The organism is Humidesulfovibrio sp., from assembly GCF_031082295.1.
Classification (GTDB): Bacteria; Desulfobacterota; Desulfovibrionia; order Desulfovibrionales; family Desulfovibrionaceae; genus Humidesulfovibrio.
In genome coordinates this window covers 69,586-93,930 of record NZ_JAVHLD010000008.1, presented here as the reverse complement: position 1 = coordinate 93,930, position 24,345 = coordinate 69,586, and the positions used below count along the sequence as shown (strand labels likewise).

General features: G+C 63.3%; 18 protein-coding genes. 11 read left to right on the top strand and 7 right to left on the bottom strand.

Translation table 11 applies throughout. The features are described 5' to 3' along the window. Positions 1-223: 223 nt before the first annotated feature. The gene (locus RDU24_RS06685) at positions 224-469 is read right to left on the bottom strand and encodes a hypothetical protein (protein WP_308734971.1); all 246 of its coding nucleotides are present in this window, start codon (positions 467-469) and stop codon (positions 224-226) included. A gap of 160 nt (positions 470-629) precedes the next feature. Here RDU24_RS06685 and RDU24_RS06680 point away from each other — a divergent pair, with 160 nt between their 5' ends. The 4 genes from RDU24_RS06680 to RDU24_RS06665 all read left to right on the top strand — a co-directional run bounded on the left by RDU24_RS06680 (position 630) and on the right by RDU24_RS06665 (position 5,396). Next, the gene (locus RDU24_RS06680) at positions 630-1,766 is read left to right on the top strand and encodes a metallophosphoesterase (RefSeq protein ID WP_308734970.1); all 1,137 of its coding nucleotides are present in this window, start codon (positions 630-632) and stop codon (positions 1,764-1,766) included. A gap of 102 nt (positions 1,767-1,868) precedes the next feature. Then, positions 1,869-3,305 carry a HAMP domain-containing sensor histidine kinase gene (locus tag RDU24_RS06675; RefSeq protein WP_308734969.1) on the top strand — a complete coding sequence of 479 codons (1,437 nt, stop codon included), beginning with the start codon at positions 1,869-1,871 and terminating at the stop codon, positions 3,303-3,305. A gap of 10 nt (positions 3,306-3,315) precedes the next feature. After that, positions 3,316-3,945, top strand: a complete 630-nt coding sequence (locus tag RDU24_RS06670; protein ID WP_308734968.1) for a tetratricopeptide repeat protein — start codon at positions 3,316-3,318, stop codon at positions 3,943-3,945. Positions 3,946-3,956: 11 nt separating this feature from the next. Further along, positions 3,957-5,396, top strand: a complete 1,440-nt coding sequence (locus RDU24_RS06665; RefSeq protein WP_308734967.1) for a sigma-54-dependent transcriptional regulator — start codon at positions 3,957-3,959, stop codon at positions 5,394-5,396. On the opposite strand, the gene RDU24_RS06660 is transcribed toward RDU24_RS06665, so the two are convergent. Together RDU24_RS06660 and RDU24_RS15960 are read right to left on the bottom strand one after the other, a co-directional pair. Further along, positions 5,384-6,091 (bottom strand): hypothetical protein, encoded by a 708-nt coding sequence (locus tag RDU24_RS06660; protein WP_374989745.1) that lies wholly within the window; start codon positions 6,089-6,091, stop codon positions 5,384-5,386. The genes RDU24_RS06665 and RDU24_RS06660 overlap by 13 nt on opposite strands. A gap of 23 nt (positions 6,092-6,114) precedes the next feature. Further along, positions 6,115-6,840, bottom strand: coding sequence for a class I SAM-dependent methyltransferase (locus RDU24_RS15960; RefSeq protein ID WP_374989744.1), 726 nt, complete (start codon positions 6,838-6,840; stop codon positions 6,115-6,117). Positions 6,841-7,095: 255 nt separating this feature from the next. On the opposite strand from RDU24_RS15960, the gene RDU24_RS06655 reads away from it, so the two are divergent. After that, positions 7,096-9,123 carry a methyl-accepting chemotaxis protein gene (locus RDU24_RS06655; protein WP_308734966.1) on the top strand — a complete coding sequence of 676 codons (2,028 nt, stop codon included), beginning with the start codon at positions 7,096-7,098 and terminating at the stop codon, positions 9,121-9,123. A gap of 327 nt (positions 9,124-9,450) precedes the next feature. Here RDU24_RS06655 and RDU24_RS06650 read toward each other — a convergent pair whose 3' ends face one another. Genes RDU24_RS06650 through RDU24_RS06635 form a run of 4 tightly spaced genes read right to left on the bottom strand, consistent with a single transcriptional unit; the run spans position 9,451 to position 15,267 of the window. Further along, positions 9,451-11,361: a SurA N-terminal domain-containing protein gene (locus RDU24_RS06650; RefSeq protein ID WP_308734965.1), complete on the bottom strand. Its 1,911-nt coding sequence runs from the start codon at positions 11,359-11,361 to the stop codon at positions 9,451-9,453. A 32-nt stretch (positions 11,362-11,393) separates the two neighbouring features. Beyond that, positions 11,394-13,322 (bottom strand): aconitate hydratase, encoded by a 1,929-nt coding sequence (locus RDU24_RS06645; protein ID WP_308734964.1) that lies wholly within the window; start codon positions 13,320-13,322, stop codon positions 11,394-11,396. 45 nt (positions 13,323-13,367) lie between these two features. Then, positions 13,368-13,661, bottom strand: coding sequence for a hypothetical protein (locus RDU24_RS06640; RefSeq protein WP_308734963.1), 294 nt, complete (start codon positions 13,659-13,661; stop codon positions 13,368-13,370). Then, on the bottom strand, positions 13,624-15,267 hold the full coding sequence (locus RDU24_RS06635) for a hypothetical protein (RefSeq protein ID WP_308734962.1): 1,644 nt from the start codon (positions 15,265-15,267) through the stop codon (positions 13,624-13,626). Before RDU24_RS06635 ends, RDU24_RS06640 begins: the two co-directional genes overlap by 38 nt. 235 nt (positions 15,268-15,502) lie before the next feature. On the opposite strand from RDU24_RS06635, the gene RDU24_RS06630 reads away from it, so the two are divergent. The 6 genes from RDU24_RS06630 to RDU24_RS06605 all read left to right on the top strand — a co-directional run bounded on the left by RDU24_RS06630 (position 15,503) and on the right by RDU24_RS06605 (position 24,307). Continuing rightward, the gene (locus tag RDU24_RS06630; protein ID WP_308734961.1) at positions 15,503-16,258 is read left to right on the top strand and encodes an ABC transporter ATP-binding protein; all 756 of its coding nucleotides are present in this window, start codon (positions 15,503-15,505) and stop codon (positions 16,256-16,258) included. Between the two features lie 27 nt (positions 16,259-16,285). Continuing rightward, the gene (locus RDU24_RS06625) at positions 16,286-17,452 is read left to right on the top strand and encodes a branched-chain amino acid ABC transporter substrate-binding protein (protein ID WP_308734960.1); all 1,167 of its coding nucleotides are present in this window, start codon (positions 16,286-16,288) and stop codon (positions 17,450-17,452) included. A 71-nt stretch (positions 17,453-17,523) separates the two neighbouring features. Continuing rightward, positions 17,524-18,426, top strand: coding sequence for a branched-chain amino acid ABC transporter permease (locus tag RDU24_RS06620; RefSeq protein ID WP_308734959.1), 903 nt, complete (start codon positions 17,524-17,526; stop codon positions 18,424-18,426). After that, positions 18,407-19,621 (top strand): ABC transporter permease subunit, encoded by a 1,215-nt coding sequence (locus tag RDU24_RS06615; protein ID WP_374989743.1) that lies wholly within the window; start codon positions 18,407-18,409, stop codon positions 19,619-19,621. Before RDU24_RS06620 ends, RDU24_RS06615 begins: the two co-directional genes overlap by 20 nt. A gap of 3 nt (positions 19,622-19,624) precedes the next feature. Beyond that, a complete protein-coding gene (locus RDU24_RS06610) occupies positions 19,625-20,347 on the top strand; it encodes an ABC transporter ATP-binding protein (RefSeq protein WP_308734958.1) in 723 nt (240 codons plus the stop codon). 201 nt (positions 20,348-20,548) lie between these two features. Then, positions 20,549-24,307, top strand: coding sequence for a PAS domain S-box protein (locus RDU24_RS06605; RefSeq protein WP_308734957.1), 3,759 nt, complete (start codon positions 20,549-20,551; stop codon positions 24,305-24,307). Positions 24,308-24,345 lie beyond the last annotated feature (38 nt).

Here is a 24,345-nt window from a genome sequence, read left to right as displayed (position 1 = left end):
TCCTCCTGCCCCCTTCGGGGTTTCAAGGGTGTTGTGCCCCTGTCTTGCCTGCAAGCCATGGCCGCTGCCGCCTGCTTCACGATTCCCTTGAGCATCCCAAAAGTGAAAGGTTCCTGTTGACGGCTTTGCGTCGACAGGAACCTTTCACGTACTGGGGAGTCCAGAGGGCCTCAGGCCCTTTGGCGGGGGTCCAGGGGGCGGCGCCCTCTGGCATGCAAGTGTCCTAATAGGGCAGGGAGCGCGAACCTGGGGGGGCGATCTCCTCCCAGTCGGCGATGGGGGCGAGGTCTTGGGGCACGAACTCCCAGCGTTCGCCTTCGCGCAGCGCGTCTTCGGGGTTGTCGTCGTGGATGACGCGGTCGAGGGCTTGGGCGGCGGTGGGCAGGTCTTCCTCGACCATGGCCATGATGGTTTCGGGGTGGCGGTCGCCGTCGGGAGTGACGCGATAGACGAGGTAGAGCGTACGCATGTGGCCTCCGGTGTTGTGTCCGCATCATGCCCCAGAACAGCCCCCCGCGTAAAGCCCCGCAGGGGCGGCACTTGACGCGGTATGCCCGCCGCTTCTAGTGTGCCACGGACGTGACCGGCGCCGCCAGTCGCGCTCTTGCGCCAACCTCCCTGGAGCATTCATGCGCTTCTATGTCATCTTCACCATCATCTTCATGTTCATGCTGCTTGTGGTGTTGCTGCAGGTGCACCGCCAGGCCAGGCAGTCACGGCGGGCCTATGTGCTGACGCTTCTTGGCGGATTGTTCGTCAGCCTCTTTCTGGCCAGCACAAGACTGATGCCCGAGAGCTGGCCCATGTCTCTCGCTCGCCCGGCCTGGTGGCTGGGCTACGGCACGTTCGGGACCGTGGCCTATCTGTTTCTATATCAGGTGATCCTCTTCATCGCTGAGCAGGCTTCGCGCCTGGTATTGCCGTTCATGGCGCCGCGGCTGCGGTCTCCGCAGGCCTTGCTGGCCGTGGTCGTGCTGACCGTGCTCACGGTGGGTTGGGGGGTGTACGAGGGCGGCGCGGTACGCGTGCTTCGGCATGAGGTCCGCTCGGCCAAGGTTTTGCGGCCGGTGCGCGTGGTGGCCTTGAGCGATCTGCACCTGGGCGCGCTCACTATCGACGCCCGGCTGGAGCGCCTGGTTCGGCTGGTGGGCGAGCAGAAGCCGGACCTGGTGCTCCTGGTGGGCGACATCGTCAACGACCACCCCGAGTCGCTTGAGCCGCAGGCCGCCATTCTGCGCGGCATGCGCCCAAGCCTTGGCATGTTCGGGGTGTTCGGCAACCATGAGCGCTACGAGGGAGATGCGCGTTCAGCCCAGGTCTTTCGCTGGGCCGGGGCGGAGCTGCTGCGCGGCCGCGTGGTCGATCTGCCGGGAACCGGGGTGCAGCTTCTCGGCGTCGACGACCCCGGCCGCGCTGGGGATGTCAGCGGAGTGCTCGCCAGTGAAGTCCGCTCCCTCTCAGGGAACCTTGATCCGGCCCGGCTCCACGTTCTCATGAACCACCGGCCCCATGCCTGGCGCGAGGCGGTTCAGCCGCTGGGCATCGAGGTCATGCTCTCCGGCCATACTCACCGGGGGCAGTTGTCCCCGTTCTATCTCGTGGTGAAGATGTTCAACACGTTCATGGGCGGGTGGTACGAGGAGAACGGCATGCTGCTGGGGGTGAGCGCGGGCGCTGGTTTCTGGGGACCTCCCATGCGCGTGTTGGCTCCGCCCGACATCCTCGTGCTGGACCTTCTGCCCGAGGCTCCGGCAAAAGGTTCGTAGCCTCCAGGACCAACGGCCTGGCGGGTTGCCGCTCCGGCATGGACCCGGAGCAAGAACTCGGATAGCATGGTGAAACGGCGCAACAACACGTTTGGAGCCCTTGTGGATAGAACCGTATCTCGACGCCTCGGCATCACCGGCAAACTTCTCCTCTGGTGCCTGCTTCTGGTGACCATCTTTTACGCCACCACCAGCATGCTCTTCCTGCGCATCCAGAGCCTGGTCGAGGTCTCAAACGCCATCGTCAACGTCAACTACGACATCGACAAGTCCGCCCAGCACATGATCCAGACCCTCCTGTCCATGGAGGAGAATCGCAAGCGGTTCGAAATATTGCAGAAAGACATCTACATGGAGAACTTCCTGGCGGACATGCAGGAGTTCGGCAAGACGCTGAACGGTGTTTTGGCGCGCCACCCCGAGTACCGCACCCCCTGGAAGGAGCTGACGCAGGAGTACACCATCGTGCTTTCGCGCAGCAGGGATCCCGAAACAAGCTCCCTGCCGGACAAGACGATCACCCGCTGGCTGGAGATTCTTTCCGCCACGCGCCAAAGCAACCAGGACGAGATGGAGTCTCGGTTGAACGAGTTGGCGGTTCGCAGCAAAACCGCCGAGCGCCTCGGCTTCATCGGTCTGGTGGCCAGCATCGCGATCGGCGTGCTGGGCAGCGTGTTCATCGCCTACCGCCTGAACCTTTCGCTCTCGGAGATACGTCGGGGCATCCGTGAACTGGGCCGGGGCGAGCCCGCCAGGCCGGTGCACGTCACCTCACAGGACGAACTGGGCGATCTGGCCCAGGCCTTCAACAACATGACCGCGCGCTTGCAGGAAGAGGAGCGCATGCGCCAGGACTTCATCGCCATGCTTTCCCACGAGATACGCACGCCGCTCACAAGCATCCGCGAATCCGTTGACCTCGTGGCCGATGGCGTGTTTGGCGAGGTGAACGAGAAGCAGCACCACTTCTTGGATATCTCCCGGCAGGAGGCCCAGCGGCTGACGAGCCTGCTGGAGCGTCTCATGAAGGTTTCCAGCCTGGAGTCCCAGCGCCTGAAGCTGGTCACCGCGCCGCTGGACGCTTCGGCCCTGGCGCGCGGGGCCGTGGAGCGGCTGCAGTCCACCGCTCTGGCAAAGAACATCGCGCTCAAGACCGAGCTGCCGGAGCAGTTCGTGTTTGTAGAGGCCGATCAGGAGCACGTGACGCAGGTGCTGGCCAATCTGCTCGGCAACGCGGTGAAGTTTTCGCCCCCGGACTCTGTGGTGCGCCTGAGCGTGACCCCGGAGCCAACTGGTGACTCGGTGATCTTCTGCGTGGTGGACGAAGGGCCGGGCATAGCCATTGAGGAGCAGGCGCGCATCTTCCTAAAATACTACCGCGAACCCTCTGTGCGCGGCAGCGTCGCCGGGCTGGGGCTTGGCCTTTCCATCGCGAAAGGCATCGTGGAGGCCCATGGAGGCGCCATGTGGCTCAACAGCGCGCCGGGTTGCGGCTCAAGCTTTTGCTTTTCCCTTCCCAAGCCGAAGGCGATGGTATAGCAATATGGGCATGACGCAGCGTTCTGTTTCGCTCCTGCAGTTGCCACGCTTGGCAAGGCTGGCGGCCATCACGCTTCTTGCCTTGGCCGTTGCGGGCTGTTCTTTTTTCGCACCCAGGCCGGGCGAGCGGCCTTCGCCGCAGGACCCGCGAGCCGACTACGTGTTGGCCGTGGATTCCTATCTGGCCGGACAGTACGAGAAGGCCGCCAGCGTCTTCCAGCGCCTCTCCGGTGACCAGGCCGATCCGGTGCTTGCGCGCAAGGCCTATTTCGGGCTTGCCTGCGCCCGGCTGGCCCTGGCCAGGACGCCGGAAGAGCTGCGCGACGGCCTGAGCATCTGGAACACGTGGGTGCAGATGACCCCCGAGGGCCTGCCCTCAGAGGATCCGCGCCTCATCACCCCGCTTTTGCCGCGGCTTGCGGCGTCGAGCAGCAAGGCGAGCCCGCCCCTGCTCTCCGAGGCCGAGATCGACCGCGAACTGGCGCGTACCCAGCGTCTGGTCGGCTGCCAGGAGGAGAGCGGCAAGACCAAGGACCTTTTGCGGCGCAAAACGGCCGAGGCCGAGTCTCTCCGCAGCCAGCTGAACGCCCTGGAGCGCCTGTACCAGGAAATCAGCCACAAGAAGAAGGGGCTGGAGTAGCCCGCACGCCTATGGAAAACACCAAGCAGCCCGTCCAGCCGTGCCCGAACGCCACCATCCTCGTGGTGGACGACGACAAGAACATCCTTCAGGTGCTGGAGGCGCGCTTGGCCTTCGCCAAGTACAAGACCCTCACCGCCAGAAGCGCCGAGGAGGCCGTTGAGGTATTGGCCAGCCAGCCGGTGGACCTTGTCGTCTCCGACGTGAAGATGCCCGGCATGGGCGGGGTGGGCCTGCTGCGCGAGGTGCTGGCCCAGTGGCCGCAGGTGCCGGTGATCCTGCTCACCGCCTACGGCAGCATCCCCGACGCGGTCTCCACCATCCGCTCCGGCGCGGCGGACTACCTGACCAAGCCCTTTGACGGGCACCAATTGCTGGAAAAGATCGCTGGTCTGCTCGGCAAGGCCGCGGACAAGGCGCCTGCAAAGGCGCGGCAGGGCAAGTCGGCCCTGAGCGACCAGCTTTGGGGCGGCAAGAGCCCGGTCATGCGGGAGTTCTACGGCCTCATGGAGCGCGTGGCGCCCACCGACGTGGCCGTGCTTATCCTGGGCGAGTCCGGCACCGGCAAGGAGCTCATCGCGCGCATCCTGCACGACCAGGGGCCGCGCGCCAAGGGGCCGTTCGTCATCGTGGACTGCGGCTCCACCCAGCCCACCCTGCTTGAGAGCGAACTCTTCGGCCACGTGAAGGGCTCCTTCACACACGCCGTGCGCGACAAGAAGGGGCTCATGGAGGAGGCCGACGGCGGCACGTTGGTGCTGGACGAGATCGGCAACATCAGCCCCGAGATGCAGACGCGCCTGCTGCGTTTTCTGCAGGAGCGCACCATCCGCCGCGTGGGCGATACCCGCGCCATCCCGGTGAACTGCCGGGTCATCGCCGCCACCAACGCCGACCTGCCCGCGCTGGTCAAGAAGGGCGAGTTCCGCGAAGACCTCTATTTCCGCCTCAAGGTGGTGACGCTGCGGGTCCCGCCCCTGCGCGAGCGCAAGGAAGACATCCCGCTGCTCACCGAGCGCTTTTTGGAGGCCTTCAGCCAGGCCCAGAACCGGCCCAAGGTCACGGCCTCGCCCGAGACGCTGCGCGTGCTCATGGCCCACAGTTGGCCCGGCAACGTGCGCGAGCTGAAGCACGCCTTGGAGAGCGGCGTGGTGTTCTGCCGGGGCCAGGTGCTGGAGCCTTGCGACATCCAGCTTGAGCAGGTTCAGGCGCTGCCGACGCCCACGCCCGCGCCCGCGCCTGCCGCAGCTCCTGTGGAGGCGGCCGCGCCCGCAGGCGCAGATTCCCTGTCTCTTGAGGACAACGAGCACCAGGCCATTCTCCGCGCCCTTGAGCGCACGGCCTGGGTCAAGAAGACCGCCGCGGACCTGCTCGGCATCAGCCGCCGCGCCATCCACTACAAGATCAAGAAGTACAATATCCAGATTCCGGGAAAGGATCAGGACGAGTAGACGTTTTTCCCTTCCTTCTGGTCGGCTTTGAAGCTGGCCTCGAACACGGGCCTGAGCACGGGCATGCTGCCCGGCAACACGGCCTCCAGATAGTCCAGAAACTCCGGCAGCAGGCCAAGCATCTTGGCATTGCAGATCCAGGCCACGATGGCCGTCTCTTGTATCTCGCGAGGGGCGCGGAGAACCGCGTTGAGGATCTGGCTCAGGCGCGCCATGTGGTTCTGCGCCAGGGGCAGGGCGCTTTCGTCGGTCGAAAGAGCCTTTGCGCTGTGGGCCAGGAGCACATGCGAGGTCCAGGGGGCATATGCCCCGGGGCCATCGTGGCGGTGGGCCTCGGCGAAGGCGTTGAGCGGTTCGGAAAAGGGTTTGGCCTGATTGGGGAGGAAGTAGAAGGCGCCCATTCCCAGGGGGATGCTTGAGACTTCGGTTTTGCGGCCTGCGGCCAGGGCCGCCGGCAGCCAGTCCGACAGGAATATCTGGGTGTTGCTCGGCAGGGCCAGGCTGTAGGGGAAGTCCCAGAACATCTGCGACTCCTCGCAGCGGCAGTGGTTCAAGAGCAGGCCGTCCGGGGAGAGCAGCCCAAAGAGCTCGCGCGCGGAGGCGAGCTGGTCCTGAGCATAGGGCAGGGCGTTGGTGGACACGATGATATCCACGCTGCCCTGGGCAAAGTCCAGGGGGCGGGAAAAATCCACCACTTCGAAGCTCAGGTTCGGCAGCTTTAGGCCTGGGTCGCCACCGCGATGGCCTCTGCGCTGGCGTCGATGCCGACAACCCTGGCTTCGGGGTGCCGCAGGGCCATGGTCCGCGTGATCTGCCCAAGGCCGCAGCCCAGGTCCAGGATCAGCCGGGGCGAGGGAGGCGCCAGGCGCGCCAGGGCGTCGTCGAAAACGTGCACCAGATCCGAGGTGTTGGAGATGCCCACCTCATGCCAGCGCTCCTCTGGCAGGGTGAGCAGTTTATCTACACACTCCATCCAGGTGGGCTGGTTGAAGTTTTTTGGGTTTTTCCGCAGGACGAAGGATATGTCGCCTTCCTTTGGCTCTTGGGACAAGGGGCCTTGCAGGGTGGCGAAGGGGACAACGCGCACCTTGGGTTGCTCCCCATCCCGCACCCTGGCCTCCAGGGCCTCGGTCACGAAAGCCTCCAGGTCGTCGCCCTTGCCGCCGAGAACAAGCCAGTCCGCCCCGGAAACCATGTGGACGGCGCGGGCTTGGGGCTCGAAGTTGAAGTTGTTCGTGCGCACGAAGGGGAACACCAAAGGGGTGCGCACATGCTCGCCCGAACCGTGCAGAGCCAGGTTAAGACAGCGCAGATCCGCGAGCCGCAGACAGGGCCTGGGCTTGTCGCGCAGCAGCTTTGCCCGGCCATGGGAGGCCCGCTCCAAAAAAGGGTAGAGGGCGGCCGTGTGGGCGGCGGGGATGAACAAGACGAGTTCGGTTTGCATACCGTGCTCCCGTGGCGTGTGCAAAATGACTTATCTGCAATGGATTGCAGGGGCCACGAATGTCAAGCGACAGCGCGATTATTTATATTATTCTCTAACGTTCGCCTGTAGGTGGGTCGATAAGTGTTGGGCTTGCTACGATGTCAGTGGTAGTGGATTCAATCACTTGGGGCGTATGTGAAATATTGCACTATCTCGCGCGGTGAGATACTATTATTCTAGCCAACACAGCCCAAAGCTCTGACCGGAGGTCTTATGCGACTAACTTTGTTAAAAAAAATTACTGGTCTTGTGTTTGTCGCCGTCATGCTGGTGGGGGGCGGCAACTATCTCTCCAACCGCTATTTCCTGAACAAGATGCTCGACGAGCAGAACATCAGGGAAATCAGCAGCCGCGCTGATCTGGTGATGGCGCAGTTTGAGGAGATGAAGAAAACCCTGACCGCAAGCGGCTACCACATGGCCACAAACCCTGAGGTGGTCAGCAGAATCGCCGCCAGGGATACCGCCTGGCTGCAGAAGTACGCCAAGAAGGTCATGGAAGAGACGGGGCTTGAATCCATCACTATTTCGGACGCTGATGGCGTGTGCATCGCGCGCGGGCATTCTGACAAGGTCGGCGACAGCGTGGCCAAGCAGGTCAACGTCCAGCAGGCGCTCAAGGGCAAGACCACTGTTGGCGTGGAGCAGGGCACTGTGGTTGCGTTCTCTTTGCGCGCAGGGGTTCCTGTCGAGCGAGGCGATACCATTATCGGCTGCATCACGCCGGGTTTCACCCTCTCCAGCGACCATTTTGTGGATCAGGTAAAAAAGAATCTTGAGCTGGAATGCACCATCTTCCAGGGCGACACGCGCATCTCCACCACCATCGTGAAGGAGGGCAAGCGCGCTGTCGGCACCAAGATGGACAATCCCAAGGTGCTCGAGGAAGTATTGCAGAAGGGGCAGCGCTTCATCGGCCGCAATGTGATTCTCGGGGCGGACTACAACACCGCCTATTGGCCAGTCATAGACGTGCATGGCAAGGCCGCGGGCATGTTCTTCATCGGCCAGCGCCGTGAATTCATTGAGCGAGTTCTTTCAGAAACAAACATCACCACCCTGACCTCCACGATTCTAGTGGGCCTCCTCATGCTGGTGTTGGGCTACTACTTCTCCAAGGCTTTGGTGAGGCCCATCCTCCAGACCATCGACTTCGCCAACCACGTTGCCGCGGGCAACCTGGACGATGAACTGAACGTGACCTCCAACGATGAAACCCATATCTTGGCAGAGTCCCTGCGCGTCATGGCCAAGAATCTCAAGGCCAAGATACAGGAGGCCGAGACCAGTTGCTCCCAGGCCGATTTGAAGGCAAGGGAGGCCGAGCTGGCCACCCAGGAGGCCCTCGAGGCCAAGCTTCAGGCCGAGTCGGCCAAGCGCGAGGGCATGCTCGACGCTGCCGGAAAGCTTGAGGAGATCGTCGAGCGCATCACCTCCTCCTCCGAGGAACTCTCCTCCCAGGTGGAGGTCATGAGCCGGGGCATGGACCTGCAGCGCGACCGCGTTGGCGAGACCGCAACGGCCATGGAACAGATGAACGCTTCGGTGATTTCCGTGGCGCGCCAAGCCGGGGAGGTTGCCGGAAGTTCGGATACCGCCAAGGTCAAGGCCGCCGGGGGCGCGGACGTTGTGCGGCGCTCGCAACTGGCCATCAGCCATGTGAACTCCATCTCCCTGCAGCTTAAGGAGAACATGCAGCAGCTTGGCAAGCAGGCCGAGGCTATCGGCCAGGTCATGAACGTCATCAACGACATTGCCGACCAGACCAACCTGCTGGCCCTGAACGCCGCCATCGAGGCTGCCAGGGCCGGAGACGCCGGGCGCGGGTTCGCCGTCGTGGCCGACGAGGTGCGCAAGCTGGCCGAGAAGACCATGGGCGCCACCAAGGAAGTGGGCGAAAACATCCGCGCCATCCAAGACTCCAGCCGCAAGAACATCGAGAGCATGGACAAGGCCGCCCAGGCCATCGGCGAGGCCACCAGCCACTCGGACGAGTCGGCCAAGGCTCTGGACGAGATCGTGGTCATCGCCAAAACCAACGCCGATATGGTGCAGCTCATCGCTGGCGCGGCGGAGGAGCAGTCCGGCGTGTCCGAGAAGATCAGCTCGGCCATTGAAGAGGTGAACCGCGTGGCCGCTGAGACAGCAGAAGGCATGGCGCAGTCGGTCATGGCCATCGGCGAGGTGGCGCACATGGCGGCCCAGCTTCGCACCATCATCGTGACGCTCAAGTCTTCCTAAAGCGCAACAGCAACACCGCCCAAACAAGGGGGGAGGCTCGCGGGCCTTCCCCCTTCTCTTTTGCGGCAGCCGAACAGTCCTTGGCCGTGGCGAGGCTCGCTCTGTGGACCACAGTCGTTGGCTGGGGACCAGTGCAAGCCCTGGAGCGTGAACCGAAGGCGTTCGCGCGGCCACGGCAATGAGCGCCAGTGTCGGAGAGGGGGGGCGCAAGGAAAATCATGGGGCAGGCCCACGTTAGGACAATGCACTGCCGCAAGCTGTTTGCGCAGAAAAAAAGGGGGAGGCCTTGCGGCTTCCCCCTTTTTTTCTCTTTGGTAAGGGAGCTGGCTAGTTGAGGAGATCCTGGCGCACAATCTCCACCTTGACGCTCTCGCGCAGGTTGGTCAGCAGCGCATTGAACAGCTCCTGGCTGAAGGCCTGCGCACCCTGGCTGATCCAGACGCGCTTCTCCTTCTCCCAATCGGCCTCGGGAGCGGGGATGCGCTCGGCCAGGCGAGCCAGGGCCACGCCCGCAGGAATCTCGTAAGGCTGCTTCAGCCAGTTCGTGTCGGCGGCGGCGAAGATGTCGGCGAGCAGCTGCATGTTTCCGCCTGTCTGCGCCACGGCGGCCTGGCGATCCAGCGGCGGGGTGGTCTTGAACTCGGCCTTGACCGAGGCCAGGGTCTGCGCCTGAGTCTCAGGGTTCTGCAGTCCGGCCAGCACCTTCTGGGCTTTTTCCATGGCCAGCTTGCGCGCTTCCATGCTCTTGATCTCGGCCACTACCTTGTCACGAACCTTGTCGAGAGGCAGGATGGCTTCGGGGGTGCCGTCAATCTTTTCTGCCAGCAGGTACCCGCGACCGCCTTCCATGGACAGGGGGGTCTTGGCTCCGCTGCCGTCAGCCAGGGTGAACAGGGTGTCCACGGCTTCCTTCTTGAGGCCGAACTGCTTCTGGATCTCCTGCTGGTCCATGGGTTCGCTCTTGCGAACGCTGAGGCCCAGGCCCTGGGCGATCTTCGCCAGCTTCACGCCGGCAGCGATCTGGTCCATGCTCTGGTCCAGGATTTCGTTGCTTTTCTCAGATGCTTTTTCTTCGGCCAGACGCTTCTTTATCTCTTCCTTGACCTGATCGAAAGGCACCGTTCCTGCCGGGCGGTTGCCCATGAGCTTGATCAGGTGCCAGCCGAACTGGGTGCGCACCGGCTCGCTGATCTGGCCGGGCTTGAGGGCCATGGCCGCTTCCTCAAAGGGCTTGACCATTGCGCCCTGGGAGAACCAGGGCAGCTCGCCGCCTTTGGCCGCGCTGCCGGGGTCCTGGGAGTATTTCTTGGCAAGGGCATCGAAGCTGGCACCCTTCTTGAGCTGCGCCTGGATGTCCTTGATCTGCGCCAGGGCCTTCTCGGCGACTTCCTTGGGCGCGGAGGGCTGCACCATGAGCAGGATGTGTTTCGCCTGCATCTGCGCCGGGTGCTTGAAGCTCTCGGCGTTTGCGTCGTAGTTCTTTTTGGCGTCCTCGTCGCTGACCTTCACGGTGGCGGCCAACTCCGAAACGGTGATGGGCAGGAACTCCAGGCGGATGCGCGCGGGTTCCTTGTATTTGTCCTTGGTCGCCTCGTACTGGTCGGCGATCTGCTTGTCCGTGGGCTTCACCTGGGCCTCAAAGTCCTTGGCCGCGAAGAGCACGTAATCCATGCGGACGTTTTCGCGCGCCCACTGGTACAGGCCTTTTCCCTCCGGTTCAGTGAGCAGGGCGGAGATGGTGGTGTAGCCCTGGAGCTTCTGGATAATCTGATTGTTCTTGACCTCGGCCTCGAAGCGCAGGGGGTTGGAGTTGTTCTGCGCCAGTGCGTTCTTGTAGATGCCCTGGTCAAAGGTGTTCTGGGCGTTGTGGAAGGCTGGAATGCTGCTGATGAAGGCGCGCAGTTCGGCCTCGGACACGGTGATGCCCATTTTTGCGGCAGCGCCGAGCAGCAGCTTCGTGTTCACCAACTGGCCAAGAATCGCCTGCTTGAACTGCGGCGTGTTCAGTTCCTCGGCGGAAATGCCGGGGTTCTGGCGGCGCATGGCCGTGATGGCGTCCTCATAGGCCTTCTGGAATTCGCGGGCGCTGATGGGCTCGCCGCCCACATACGCCACCACGGGCTCCTTCTTGTCGGTGAAGCTGCCCATGCCGAAGGCGAAGACAAAGACCACTATGATGATGCCAAAAGCGATCTTGATGCCCCAGCTTCCGGCGTTTCTACGTAACATTTCGAGCATGATCTCTCCGATTGTTCTGATATGCCTGAGCGTTAGCTCTTTGTGGCGCGCACGGTGTTCAGCAGTCCGCCCGATTGGATAATCTTCAGCTCATGGTCCGTCAAATCATTTGTCACCATGACCTTGGTGGAACCGCCCACCAGAACCTCCACAGGCTTGCCCGGCCGGATATCCTTGGCGTTGATGGCGAGCTCCGCGCCCTGGTCCAGCGTCTCGTAGTCGTCCTTGTTGACGAGGATGAGCGGCAGGATGCCGAAGTTGACCAGATTGGCGCGGTGGATGCGGGCCAGGCTCTTGACGATGACCGCGTGCACGCCCAGGTGGCGCGGCGCCAGGGCCGCGTGCTCGCGGCTGGAGCCCTGGCCGTAGTTTTCGCCGCCCAGGATGAACCCGCCGCCGAGTTCCTTGATGCGGCTGACGAAGTCCGGGTCCACCTTGGTGAACACGTGCTCGCTGATGGCCGGGATGTTCGAGCGCAGGGCCATGATCTGTGCGCCTGCGGGCATGATGTGGTCGGTGGTGATGTTGTCGCCGACCTTTAGCGCGATCTTGCCGGAGATGACGGCCGGCAGCTCTGCGAAGCGCTGCAGGGCCACGATGTTCGGCCCGCGCAGCACCTCGACGCCAGCGCCGTTCTCAGGCGGGTAGACGAAGAGCTGGCGGATGCTCGGGGATTTCTTCGGCAGCTCGGCCTTCTTGGGCGGGGTGCCCCAGGTGGCCGGGTCGGTGAACTTGCCGTTCAGCGCGGCCTGGGCGGCGGTGAGCGGGCTCACCAGGTACACCTGGGCGTCCTGGGTGCCGCTGCGGCCCTCGAAGTTGCGGTTGAAGGTGCGCGCGCACACGCCCTTGGACACAGGCGATCCGCCGATGCCGATGCACGGGCCGCAGGCGCATTCAAGGATGCGCGCCCCGGCGTCGAGCAGGTTGTCCAGCAGGCCCTCGGCGGTCAGGAGCTTCAGCACCTGTTTGGAGCCCGGCGCGATGAGCAGGTCCGTGGCGGGGTTGATGCGCTTCCCGTCGAGCAGCTGCGCGGTGGCCTTGAGGTCTGTGTAAGATGAGTTGGTGCAGGAGCCGATGGCCGCCTGGTCCACCTGCATGCCAGCCAAATCCTTGATGCGCACCATGCGGTCGGGCATGTGCGGGGCGGCGGCCAGGGGCTCGATGGTCGAGAGGTCGATGGCGATTTCGTCGTCGTAGGTGGCCTTGGGGTCTGCGGCCATTGCGACGAAGTCCTCGGGGCGCCCCATGCGCGACAGGAATTTCTTGGTCTGCGCGTCGCTGGGGAAGATGCTGGTGGTTGCGCCCAGCTCCGCGCCCATGTTGGTGATGGTGGCGCGTTCCGGCACGGTGAGCGTGGCCACGCCTGGCCCGGCGAACTCCATGACCTTGCCCACGCCGCCCTTGACGGTGAGCTGACCCAGCAGGTGCAGGATCACGTCCTTGGCGCTGGCCCAGCCGGTCAACTCGCCGGTGAGGAGCACGCGCACGACCTTGGGCATGGGCAGCATGTAGGGCATTCCGGCCATGGCCAGGGCGACGGACAGGCCGCCGGCGCCGATGGCGAGGCTGCCCACGCCGCCCGCGGTGGGGGTGTGCGAGTCGGAGCCGATGAGGGTCTTGCCCGGCTTGGCGAAATTCTCAAGGTGTAGCTGGTGGCAGATGCCGGTGCCTGCGGGCGAGAACACGATGCCGTACTTGGCGGCGATGGTGCGCAGGTAGCGGTGGTCGTCGGGATTGCGGAAGCCGGTCTGCAACGTGTTGTGGTCCACGTAGCTCACGGAAAGCTCGGTGCGCACGCGTTCAATGCCGATGGCCTCGAACTGCAGGCAGGCCATGGTGCCGGTGGCGTCCTGGGTGAGGGTCTGGTCGATCTTGAGGCCGATCTCGGAGCCAGGGTTCATTTTACCGGAAACGAGGTGCTGGGCGATGATCTTCTGGGTAAGGTTGCGGGCCTTGGCCATGTGACGGTGCTCCTTGTGCTTCCTTGGGATGCTTGTCTGCCGGGGCTAGAAGAGGAGTCCGCCGGCGTCGGGGCCGCCAGCCTCGTCCGAATAGCCTTTCCGGATGCGGTTGATCTTGTTCGTCCGGAACTGGATTTCCACCTCCAGGCGCAGCTTGTCGCGCTGGAGCAGGAAAATCTCCTCTGAATGGAAGATGCCCTTGGCCATGTCCTCAGCCGCCATGAGCTCACGCACCCTGCGCACGCAGTCGTCGCGCTGGGCGGTGAAGCTGGCGATCTCGGACTCGCACAGGGCGATGGTCTCAGACTCGGACGCGCTGTTTTCTGGACTTGACGACATGCTTCTCGGGTTCCTTGGGCGCGGGGGCTTGCTCTCGCACCACGGGCAGGGCGTTGTAGACGGACCAGAACCTCGGCCAGAGGAAAGCCAGTCCGCCGGGGTTGTCGATGGCGATGCCGGGTCGCAGGAAGGACAGCAAGGCCAAGGCCAGCGTGGAGTGCGGGCCAGGGCTGGTCCACACGCCCTCCCAGGGCTTGAGGCTTCCGGCCTGCACCACCAGGGCGTCTTCAAGGGAGTCGTGCTCCACACCCAGGCGCTCCAGCAGGTCGATGGCCTGGGCGCGAGCGGGCACGTCGAGAGGCAGCATCACGCGCGCGCCGCCAGCCTTGACCGCCAGGGCCAGAGCCAGGGGCAGGTATTCGCTCTGGCGGCCCATGAACAGGTCTACTCCGGGGGTCAGGCTGTCGTTGCGCGATTCCGCCACGGCGGCTTCGATGTTCAGGGGAAGGCCCAGGGCCTCGAAGTCGTCACGCACGAACTGCGGCAGCTCAAGCCGACCCGCCAGGCGCGTGACGCCACCGGCCAGCGCGGGCAGCGCCAGCAGGTAGGCCGAGAGCGCGGGATCGAGCGGCAGCTCGGGGGCCGCGGGAACCTTTGGGCTGCACGACGGGATGATGTACTCGTTGCCCTGGCGCCGAGCGGAGACCTGGCAAAGGTTCAGGGTCTCCACGGCCTCGTCCAGGGCAAGGGCCTGACCGGCGGCGGCGATGGGCTCGGAGGAGAGCACCAGGCGCAGTCCCTCGGGGTAGCTCCAGGCGGCCAGCGCCAAAGCCTGGGCGAACAGGGGCGGGGTCTCGGGCAGAAGCTCCAGGCGCGAGGCCATGCGCCCGCCGGACTCCAGGCGAGCGGGCAGCCCGCGCGAACGCGGGTTCATGGGCGCAAGGCGCGCGCCAAGTCGCGGCAGGATGGCGTCCAGGTGCCGCAGGTCGAGAAACTTGAGGTTCGGCCCGCCCGCGAACTTGGAGCGGCCGGCCTCGCGCAGGGCCAAAGCCAGCAGCACATAAAGCGTGAAGGGTTCCTCCCCGGCGAAGACGAGCACGTCCTCGAAGCGCAGGGGGGAGTCTTCCGCCTTGCCCTGGCTGGCAGAGCCGGTGAGTTCGTCCGTGGTCCAGGACAGGTGCGCTCCGGCCTGGTTCAGCGCCTTGACGAGTTCCACAAGGGGGTCGTTCAGCACCACGCCGGACAGCCGCACGGACGAGCCGGTGGCGGCGGCAAGCACCGCGAGCATGCGCGTGCGCGAGAGGGAGCGCGGACCTTTGATATCGATGTCCGCGGGTTCGGAGCGCGGAATGAGCGCGAAGGGCTTGTCCGAGGAGCGGCGGGTTTCCTGGGGCTCCAGGCCAAAGGCGTTGAGCACCGGGAACAGCTGGCGCGCCAGGCGCGGGTCCAGGTTCTGCTGCTTTGCGGCCTGCTCGAAGCCCAGGCGGAGCTGCTTCTCCATGTCGCGGTCGAGCACCTGGCGGCCTCGTGCCGCGCGCTGCACGATGCGGCAACGGCGAGCCACCATGGACAAGAGTTTTGCGTCCAGGTCGAGGAGGTCTTCCAAGGGCGTAAGCCGTGGCTTGGACTCGTCATTGCGGTCAAATTTGATGGGTCTGTCTGTCATGGGGTCTCTTTTCTGGTGTGGTGTAAAAAGCTCTCTTAGCCGGAATCGGGCCAGCGGGCAAGTGCATGTGCGGCAGCTCTCGGGGTGGGAGACCTTGTGCCGAATATTGTTCTGCGCCAGTGCCTGTCGTGTCTTAAAAGTGACGTGCCGCTAAGGATATGTCCATGCGCCACGCATTTTAGTCATCTTCGAGCTTGATTTTATTCGCCGGGCTTCTGTATAGTCCACGGCACTTATGGCAATTTTGGAACTTTCAGACATCAGCGTGCGCTTCGGCGGGTTGCAGGCGCTCACGGATGTCTCCTTCCGCGTGAGCGAAGGGGATATCGTGGGCCTCATCGGTCCCAATGGAGCTGGCAAGACCACGGTCTTCAACGTGATCACTGGCGTGTACCAGACATCGGCAGGGCAGGTGAGCTACGACGGCAAGCCGCTCATAGAGATGCGTCCGCACAAGATCCTGGCCCTGGGTGTGGCGAGAACCTTTCAAAACATCCGGCTGTTCCAGAATATGACAGCTTTGGAAAATGTCATGGTGGCGCAGCACAGCCGCACCCGAGAGGGGGTTCTTGGCGCCATTCTGCGCACAGGGGCTCAAAAGCGGGAGGAGCGGCGAATCCGCGGCAAGGCCATGGAGGCGCTCGTCTTCATGGGACTTGAAGACTTCGCCGGTGAAGTGGCCTCGAACATGGCCTACGGCCTGCAGCGCAGGCTGGAGATCGCCCGCGCCCTGGCCAGCGAGCCCAAGACGCTCCTGCTGGATGAGCCCGCCGCAGGCCTGAATCCGGCCGAGAGCCGGGAGTTGATGCACACCATCGGGCGCATCAGCTCCCTTGGCATCAGCATTCTCATGGTTGAGCACGACATGAAGGTCGTCATGGGCATCTGCCGCAACATTGTCGTTTTGGATCACGGTGTGATGATCGCCCAGGGCAAGCCTGAAGAGATTCAGCGCGATGCACGGGTGATCGAGGCGTATCTGGGCCAATAGCAAATCTACAAACAGGGGGAAGATGAGATGAAACGCGCGTTATATTTGCTGTCCTTGCTACTGCTCGTCTCGTTCGTGGCCGTGGGCTGCGGCGGCGAGAAAAAAGAAGAGAAGAAAGCCGAGGCCCCCAAGGCCGCCGGCATCAAGATCGGCAGCCTGAGCCCCCTGACCGGCCAGTACGCCGCTGACGGCAACGACATCAAGAACGGCGTTCTCGCCGCCATCGAAGTCATGAACGCCGAGATGGGCCCCCTTGGCCCCGTGACCCTCCAGGCTGAAGATACCGCCTGCGACCCGCGCCAGGCCGTGGCCGCCGCCAACAAGCTCATCAACGAGAAAGTCACTGCCGTCATCGGCGCCTACTGCTCCAGCGCCACCATCCCGGCTGCGGAGCCCCTCATGGCCGCGAAGATTCTCATGCTGACCCCGGCCTCCACCAACGAGAAGGTCACCGAGAGCGGCCACAAGTACATGTACCGCACCTGCGGACGTGACGACGACCAGAGCAAGGCCGCCGTGAAGTTCACCCAGGAGTACCTGAAGGCCAAGACCATCTACCTGGTGGACGACAAGACCACCTACTCCCAGGGCCTGGCCGACAACGTCGAGAAGCTCGCCGCCGCCGCCGGCCTCAAGGTGCTGGGCCACGAGCACGTGAACCAGGGCGACAAGGACTTCTCCGCCGTCCTGACCAAGGTCAAGGCCGCCAAGCCCGACGTCTTCTACGTCAGCCTGCAGAACTCCGCCGCCGCCGCCCCCATGCTCATCCAGGTCGCCCGCATGGGCATCAAGACCAAGATCCTTGCCCAGGACGCCGTGTACCATCCGCAGCTGATGGAACTGGCCAAGAAGGATGCCGAGGGCGTGTTCCTTACCTTTGGCTACACCGACAAGGAGACCCCGGCCTACAAGAAGTTTGCCGAGGCCTACAAGAAGCTGGGCGAGCCCGGCGCCTACTCCGCCTATGCCTACGATTCCGCCGTGGCCTACCTGAAGGCCGTCAAGGCCGCCGGTTCCACCGACGCCGATAAGGTCAAGGCCGAGCTCATGAAGCTTGAGTTCGAGGGCGCCTCCAAGAAGATCAAGTACAAGGAGAACGGCGATTCCGGCTCCAACTACGTGATCCAGGTGGTCAAGGACGGCAAGTTCGACAACTTCTGGAATCCCGAAACCGGCGAGCTCTACAAGAAGTAGTCCGGCCCGCACGTACTGAAAGCACTGGCGGGGGTCGTTTGGCCCCCGCCTTTCATAAGGCGCATAAACACGTGGAATTTTTTCTTCAGCAGTTGGTCAACGGCATCACCCTGGGCGGTGTCTACGCCCTGGTGGCCCTCGGCTACACCATGGTCTACGGCATCATCCAGCTCATCAACTTCGCCCACGGCGAGATTTTCGCCGCTGGCGGCTACATGGGGGTCATCCTCATCAGTTGGCTGGTGAGCCAGGGCTATCCGCCCTTCATTTGCCTGAGCGTGGCGCTCGTGCTGGCCATGGGCTATTGCGCGCTGCTGGCCATGGCCGTGGAGAAGCTGGCCTACAAGCCTTTGCGCTCCTCCTCCAGACTGTCCGTGCTGCTTTCCGCGCTCGGCATGTCCATCTTTCTGCAAAACGGCCTCATGCTGACCCAGGGCGTGTACGACCGCGCCTACCCCGGCGAAATGGTCCAGGGCGGGTTCGAGATCGGCGGGGCCGTGATTTCCTACATGCAGATCGTCATCGTCGGCATCACCGTGCTTCTGCTGGTGGGGCTCAACATCCTGGTGTTCAAGACGCGCATCGGCAAGGCCATGCGCGCCACGGCCCAGGACAAGACCATGAGCGCGCTTGTGGGCATCAACTCCAGCCGCATCATCAGCCTGACGTTCGCCATCGGCGCCGCCCTGGCCTGCGCCGCGGGCATCATGGTTGGCATGTACTACGGCAGCGTGCGCTACGACATGGGCTTCGTGCCCGGCGTGAAGGCCTTCTCCGCCGCGGTGCTGGGCGGCATCGGCAACATCACCGGCGCCATGCTCGGCGGGCTCATCATCGGCATGATCGAGGTCTTCGCCGCAGGCTATATTTCCAGCGAATACAAAGATGTGTTCGCCTTCATCATCCTCATCGGGGTGCTTTATTTCATGCCCACCGGCATCATGGGAGAGAACGTTGACGACACCCGCGTCTAGGAAGCTCTGGCTCGGCTACGCCGTGGCCATGCTCTGGTTTTTTGTGCTCCTGTGGCCTCTGCTGGGCATAACCCCCGAGGGCCTGGAGTTCGCCACAAGCTTCGGCATCTGGTCCAAGGTGGCCGTGGCCGCCGCCATCATTCTTGCCCTTTGGCAGCTCAAGCAGCGTGGGGTCTTCGGCTTCGTGTCCCGTCCTGTCGAGGCGCTCTCCGACTCCCTGGGCAAGGCCACGGGGGTGGTTCCCACTTGGGTCTGGCTGTCTCTTGTGCTGGCCGGTGCCTTGGCCTTCCCGCTTCTCACGGAACGCTACGCCCATGACGTGGCCATCAGCGTGCTGGTCTACGTCTGCCTGGGCCTTGGCCTCAACGTGGTGGTAGGCATGGCCGGTCTGCTGGACCTGGGCTACATCGCCTTTTACGGCGTGGGCGCGTACACCTACGCGCTCTTGTCCGTGCACTACGGCCTGTCCTTCTGGCTCTGCCTGCCCATCGCGGGCACGTTCTCGGCCATAGCCGGCTGCATCATCGGCTATCCCACCCTGCGCATGCGAGGCGACTACCTGGCCATCGTGACGCTCGGCTTCGGCGAGATCGTGCGCATCGTGCTGAACAACTGGATGAGCCTGACCAACGGCCCCAACGGCATCCTTGGCGTCAAGCCTCCGGGAACCTACTGGTGGTCCGACGGCAAGATCGACCACATTTGGCTGGGCAGCCTGGAGCAGTTCTATTACGTCATTCTGGCCCTGGCCGTGTGTACCGTGATTGCCGTGTACCGCCTGAACAATTCGCGCATCGGGCGCGCGTTCGAGGCCGTGCGCGAGGACCAGACCGCGGCCGAGCTCATGGGCGTGAACACCCTGCGCATCAAGCTGCTGGCCTATGCCTTGGGCGCGATCTTCGGCGGTCTGGCCGGAGCCTTCTTCGCGGCGCGCATGCGTTTCGTCAGTCCAGAGTCCTTCACCTTCATCGAGTCGGCAATGGTCCTGGCCATGGTCGTGCTGGGCGGCATGGGCTCCATCCCCGGCGTGATTCTGGGCGCGCTGGCGCTCATCGCGCTGCCCGAGGTCTTCCGCGGGTTCGAACTCTATCGAATGTTCGTCTTCGGCGGGGTCATGGCCCTGATGATGCTCTTCCGGCCCAAGGGGCTGTGGCCCGCCAAACGCATGGGCGCGCGCAGCGAGGAGAGGGACTAGGCCATGACGCAGCAACCCATCCTCGAACTGAAGAACGTCTCGGCGGCGTATGGCCGCATCAACGCCATCAAGGACATTTCGCTCAAGGTTTATCCCGGCGAGGTTGTCAGCATCATCGGCGCCAACGGCGCGGGCAAGTCCACGACGCTCATGAGCATCTCCTGCGTGCTGCCCATCACGGGCGGCGAGATCTACTACGACGGGGAGCGCATCGACGGCACTCCGGCGGACCTGCTGCCTTCCCGCGGCCTGTGCCAGGTGCCGGAGGGCAGGCGCATCTTTCCGCGCCTCACCGTGGAGGAGAACCTGGACATGGGCGCCTTCTTCCGAAAGGACAAGGCGGGCATCGAGCACGACATGAACCGCGTGTTCCAGCTCTTCCCGATTCTGTTGGAGCGCCGCAGGCAGCACGGGGGCACCCTTTCCGGCGGCGAGCAGCAGATGCTGGCCATGGGCCGCGCGCTTATGAGCCGCCCGCGCCTGCTGTTGCTGGACGAGCCGAGCCTGGGTCTGGCCCCGCTCATCGTGCAGCAGATCTTCCGCATCATCCGCGAGATCAATGAAGCCGACGGCGTGACCGTGGTGCTGGTTGAGCAGAACGCCAACCTGGCGCTCCAGGCCTCCACCCGCGGCTATGTCCTGGAGACCGGCAACGTCATCATGGAAGACGAGGCCAAGGCCCTGCTCGCCAACCCGGACATTCGCAAGGCCTACCTCGGCGAATAATCAACGCCCCTGCCAAGCCAGCAAAGCCCTCGGAGCCGGATCGGTTCCGGGGGCTTTTTTGATGCTGTTGCGCATCCGCCCGCCAATGATTGTTCTTGCTCCTGCCCTGGAAGCTGTAATAGAAATCTACGGTAGCAAGAATCACTTTGTCGGTTCAGGGGGAAAGTGAGCGGTCTGCGGTTGAAGCGCGTCTTGAGGGTTATGCTCTCGCCTGTGTGGCTGGCTGTGGTCCTGCTGACGCTCCTGTGCGGCGTGCGCCCTGCGCAAGCGGACCATGATCCCTACGGGGTTGAGCGCCCCAAGTTCATCACGGTCGTCTCGGACGACAACTATCCTCCCTACATCTTTCGCAGCGAAGAAGGGCAGATTCAGGGCATCCTGGTGGACCAGTGGAAGGCCTGGGAGAAGGCAACGGGCGTGCGCGTCGAACTCAAGGCCATGAATTGGGATGACGCCCAACAGTCCATGAGGGCCGGCAAGGCCGATGTCATCGACACCATCTTTTTCAACGAAGAGCGGGCGAAGATATACGACTTCACCAAGTCCTACGCTCGCCTTGACGTGCCTGTCTTCGTGCACAAGACTTTGGGCGGCATCAGCAGCGTCCAGTCTCTGCGCGGGTTCAACGTCGGCGTGAAGGCCGGGGACGCGGTCATCGATGTCCTGAAGCAATACGGCATCCATTCCGTCAAGGCGTATGACAGCTACAAGGACATCATCAACGCGGCGCGTACTGGCGACATCCGCGTGTTCTCCATCGATGCGCCGCCCGCCCTCTACTACCTGTATAAGTACGAGTTGGAAGGCGAGTTCCGGCAGGCTTTCGTACTCTACTCGGGCGAGTTCCACCGGGCCGTGCGGAAAGGCGACGAGCCCCTGCTCAGGCTTGTGGAGCAAGGCTTTTCGGCCATCCCGGGTGAAGAGAGCCGCGCCATAGAGGAGAAGTGGCTGGGGGCGCCCCTTGCCGCCAGGTACGACCTGGGCCTGCTGCTCACCATCGTCGGCGCCATTGCTGCACTGGCGTTGGCTCTGACCTTGTTTGTCCTTGTTCTGCGCCGCCGGGTGCGCTCGAAAACAGCGGAGCTTGCGCAAACCCTCGCACTCCTTCGCGAGAGTGAGCTCCTGTTCCGGACAATGGTGGAAACCGCCAGCGAGGGCATTGTCCGGCTGGATGAACAGTCGGCCATCGCCTACGTCAACGACACCATGGCCAATATGCTGGGGTATGTGCCGGAGGAGATGCTCGGCCGCCAGATCCTGGCGTTCCTGTTTCCCGAGGACAGGGAGACGTTCGGCAGTCTCCTTGGGAAGCATACGGCAGGAACCTCGGGACGTTCCGAGCAGCGCTTCCAGGGGCGAAACGGCGAGGAGATTTGGACGCTCGCCTCGGCCAGCGCCCTGTACGACGAGGTCGGCAAGTCAATCGGCTGTTTCGGCATGTTCACCGACATCACCGAACGCAAGCGCGTGGAGGAGGCCTTGCTGCAGAACCGGGAGCGCCTGCAATTGGCCCTGGACGCGGCCAACGACGGGCTTTGGGACTGGCGGCTGGACACCGGTGAGGCCTATTTCAGCCCGCGCTACTACACCATGCTCGGCTATGAACCGGACGAGTTCCCGGCTGGTTTCGAGAGCTTTTCCGCTTTGCTGCATCCAGACGATCTCTCGCTCATCACAGAAACGGTGCAGTCCAGGTTGACAACCTCGGAAACAAACGCCTTCGAGATCCGCATGCGCGCCAAGTCCGGCGAGTGGAAGTGGATCCTCACCCGCAGCAGGGTTGTGGACCGGGACTCTTCCGGCAGACCCACCCGCCTTGCCGGCACCCACACCGACATCACCGAGCGCAAGCGGGCCGAGGATGCCCTCAAGGCCAACGTTCTATACCTGGAGAGTATGGACCGCCTCGACCAAGCCATTCGCAAGGCGCCGGATTTTGAAAGGATGATGGGCGACACTCTGGATGTGGTCCTTGAAATCATGATGGTTGATCGCGCCTGGTTGCTGTATCCCTGCGATCCTGACGCACCGTCATGGAGCGTGCCCATGATGCGGACGCTGCCGGACTACGCGGACATCCTGGAGCCTGAGCAGATCGTGCCGAGCACAGAGGTGAGCCAAGAGGTCTTCCGGGCATGCCTGAATTCCGAAGGGCCAGTCCTCTTCGGTCCAGGAGGGGAAATGCCCCTCTTGCCCGACCTTCAGGAAATGTATTCCATTCAGTCGCAACTGCTGGTTGCGCTGTACCCCAAACTCGGCAAACCCTGGGTGTTCGGCCTGCACCAGTGTTCCCATGCCCGAACCTGGACCGCGCAGGAGAGGACGCTGTTCAAGGCCATGGGCGGCCGCATCCAGGACGCCTTGAACAGCCTGCTCTTCCTGCGCGACCTGCGCGAGAGCGAGGAGCGCTACCGCTCAGTCATCCAGAACATGCACGACACCTACTACCGGACAGATGCAGAGGGCCGCTTGGTCATGTTCAGCCCCTCGGTGCTGAGTCTGCTGGGCTATGACTCCATGGACGAAGTGCTGGGACATAAGGCCGAGGAATTCTACGCCACTCCTGGTGGGCGTCGGTTATTTCTGGAAAAGCTGAGCGCCGAGGGAGTGCTGCGCGACTATGAGGTGCCCCTGGTGCGCAAGGATGGCTCTGTGCTGCTCGTCGCCACAACCAGCTCGTATTATCGCGACAAGGCTGGCAACATTCTGGGCGTGGAGGGCATTTTCCGCGACATCTCCGACCGAAAGCGCGCAGAGGAGGCCCTGACCGAGGCCAAGGACGCCGCTGACGCGGCAAACCGCGCCAAGAGTGAATTCCTGGCCAATATGAGCCACGAAATTCGCACACCGCTGAACGGCATCGTCGGCATGCTCCAGCTGCTGAGCAGTTCGGACCTTGATGAGGTGCAGAAGCGCTATGCCCAGGCCGCGATCCAGGCCAGCCAGCGGCTGACGAACCTTCTGGGCGACATTCTTGACCTCTCGCGCATCGAGGCCAGAAAGTTCGAGCTGGAGCTGAAGGCTTTTGCCCTGGCTGATGTGCTTGAGTCCGTTGAAACCCTGTACCGGGCCCCGGCCGGACAGAAGGGTGTAGCGTTGCGCCTGCACGTGGATCCGGATCTTCCGAAGTATCTTTCCGGTGATGAGCACAGGCTGCGCCAAGTGCTTTTCAACCTCGTCGGCAACGCCGTGAAGTTCACCAAGTCCGGTGAGATATCGATGGAGGTGGAGGGGCTCATGCCGCGGTCCACCACACGCTGTCGGGTGCTGTTCGTGATCTCGGACACTGGCGAGGGCATACCGTTTGATAAACTTGACCAGGCTTTCCAGATGTTTACCCAGGTGGAGGGATCTCTCAGCCGCAACCACCAGGGAGCGGGGCTGGGGCTGGCCATTGTTCGGCATCTCGTGACGCTCATGGGAGGGCCGGGTATCGACGTCTCCTCAGGGGTGGGCCAGGGGACGACATTCTCGTTTGTCCTGCCCTTTGACGTACCCGCGCAGGAGACCCTTGCTCAAGGCGAGCCGGAGGAGTTGCTCGGCGAGGTATCCCTGGCAGGTCTCCGCGTGCTGCTGGTGGAGGATGAGGAGATTAACCAGTTGGCCCTGCGCACCGGCCTTGAACGCAAGGGCGTGACGGTGACCTGCGCCTCAAGTGGTGTCGAGGCCTTGGAAAATCTGCGCCAGGGGCAGTTCGACTGTGTCCTTATGGACATCCACATGCCAGGCATGAACGGTGTTGAAGCCACCACGACCCTGCGCAACAGCCCGGAATTTCAGCACATCAAGGACATTCCTGTCATCGCGCTCACGGCTTTCGCCATGGCAGGCGACCGGGAGCGCTTCCTGGCCGCAGGCATGGACGCCTACCTGTCCAAGCCTGTCTCCTTTGACGACCTCACCAGGGTTTTGGGGCGCATCCGTCGCAGGCGGCCTTCTCTTCAGGGCACGGCAGAATAAGCCAAGCACCGGGCGCATGGGATCTGCCAGAGCCAGCA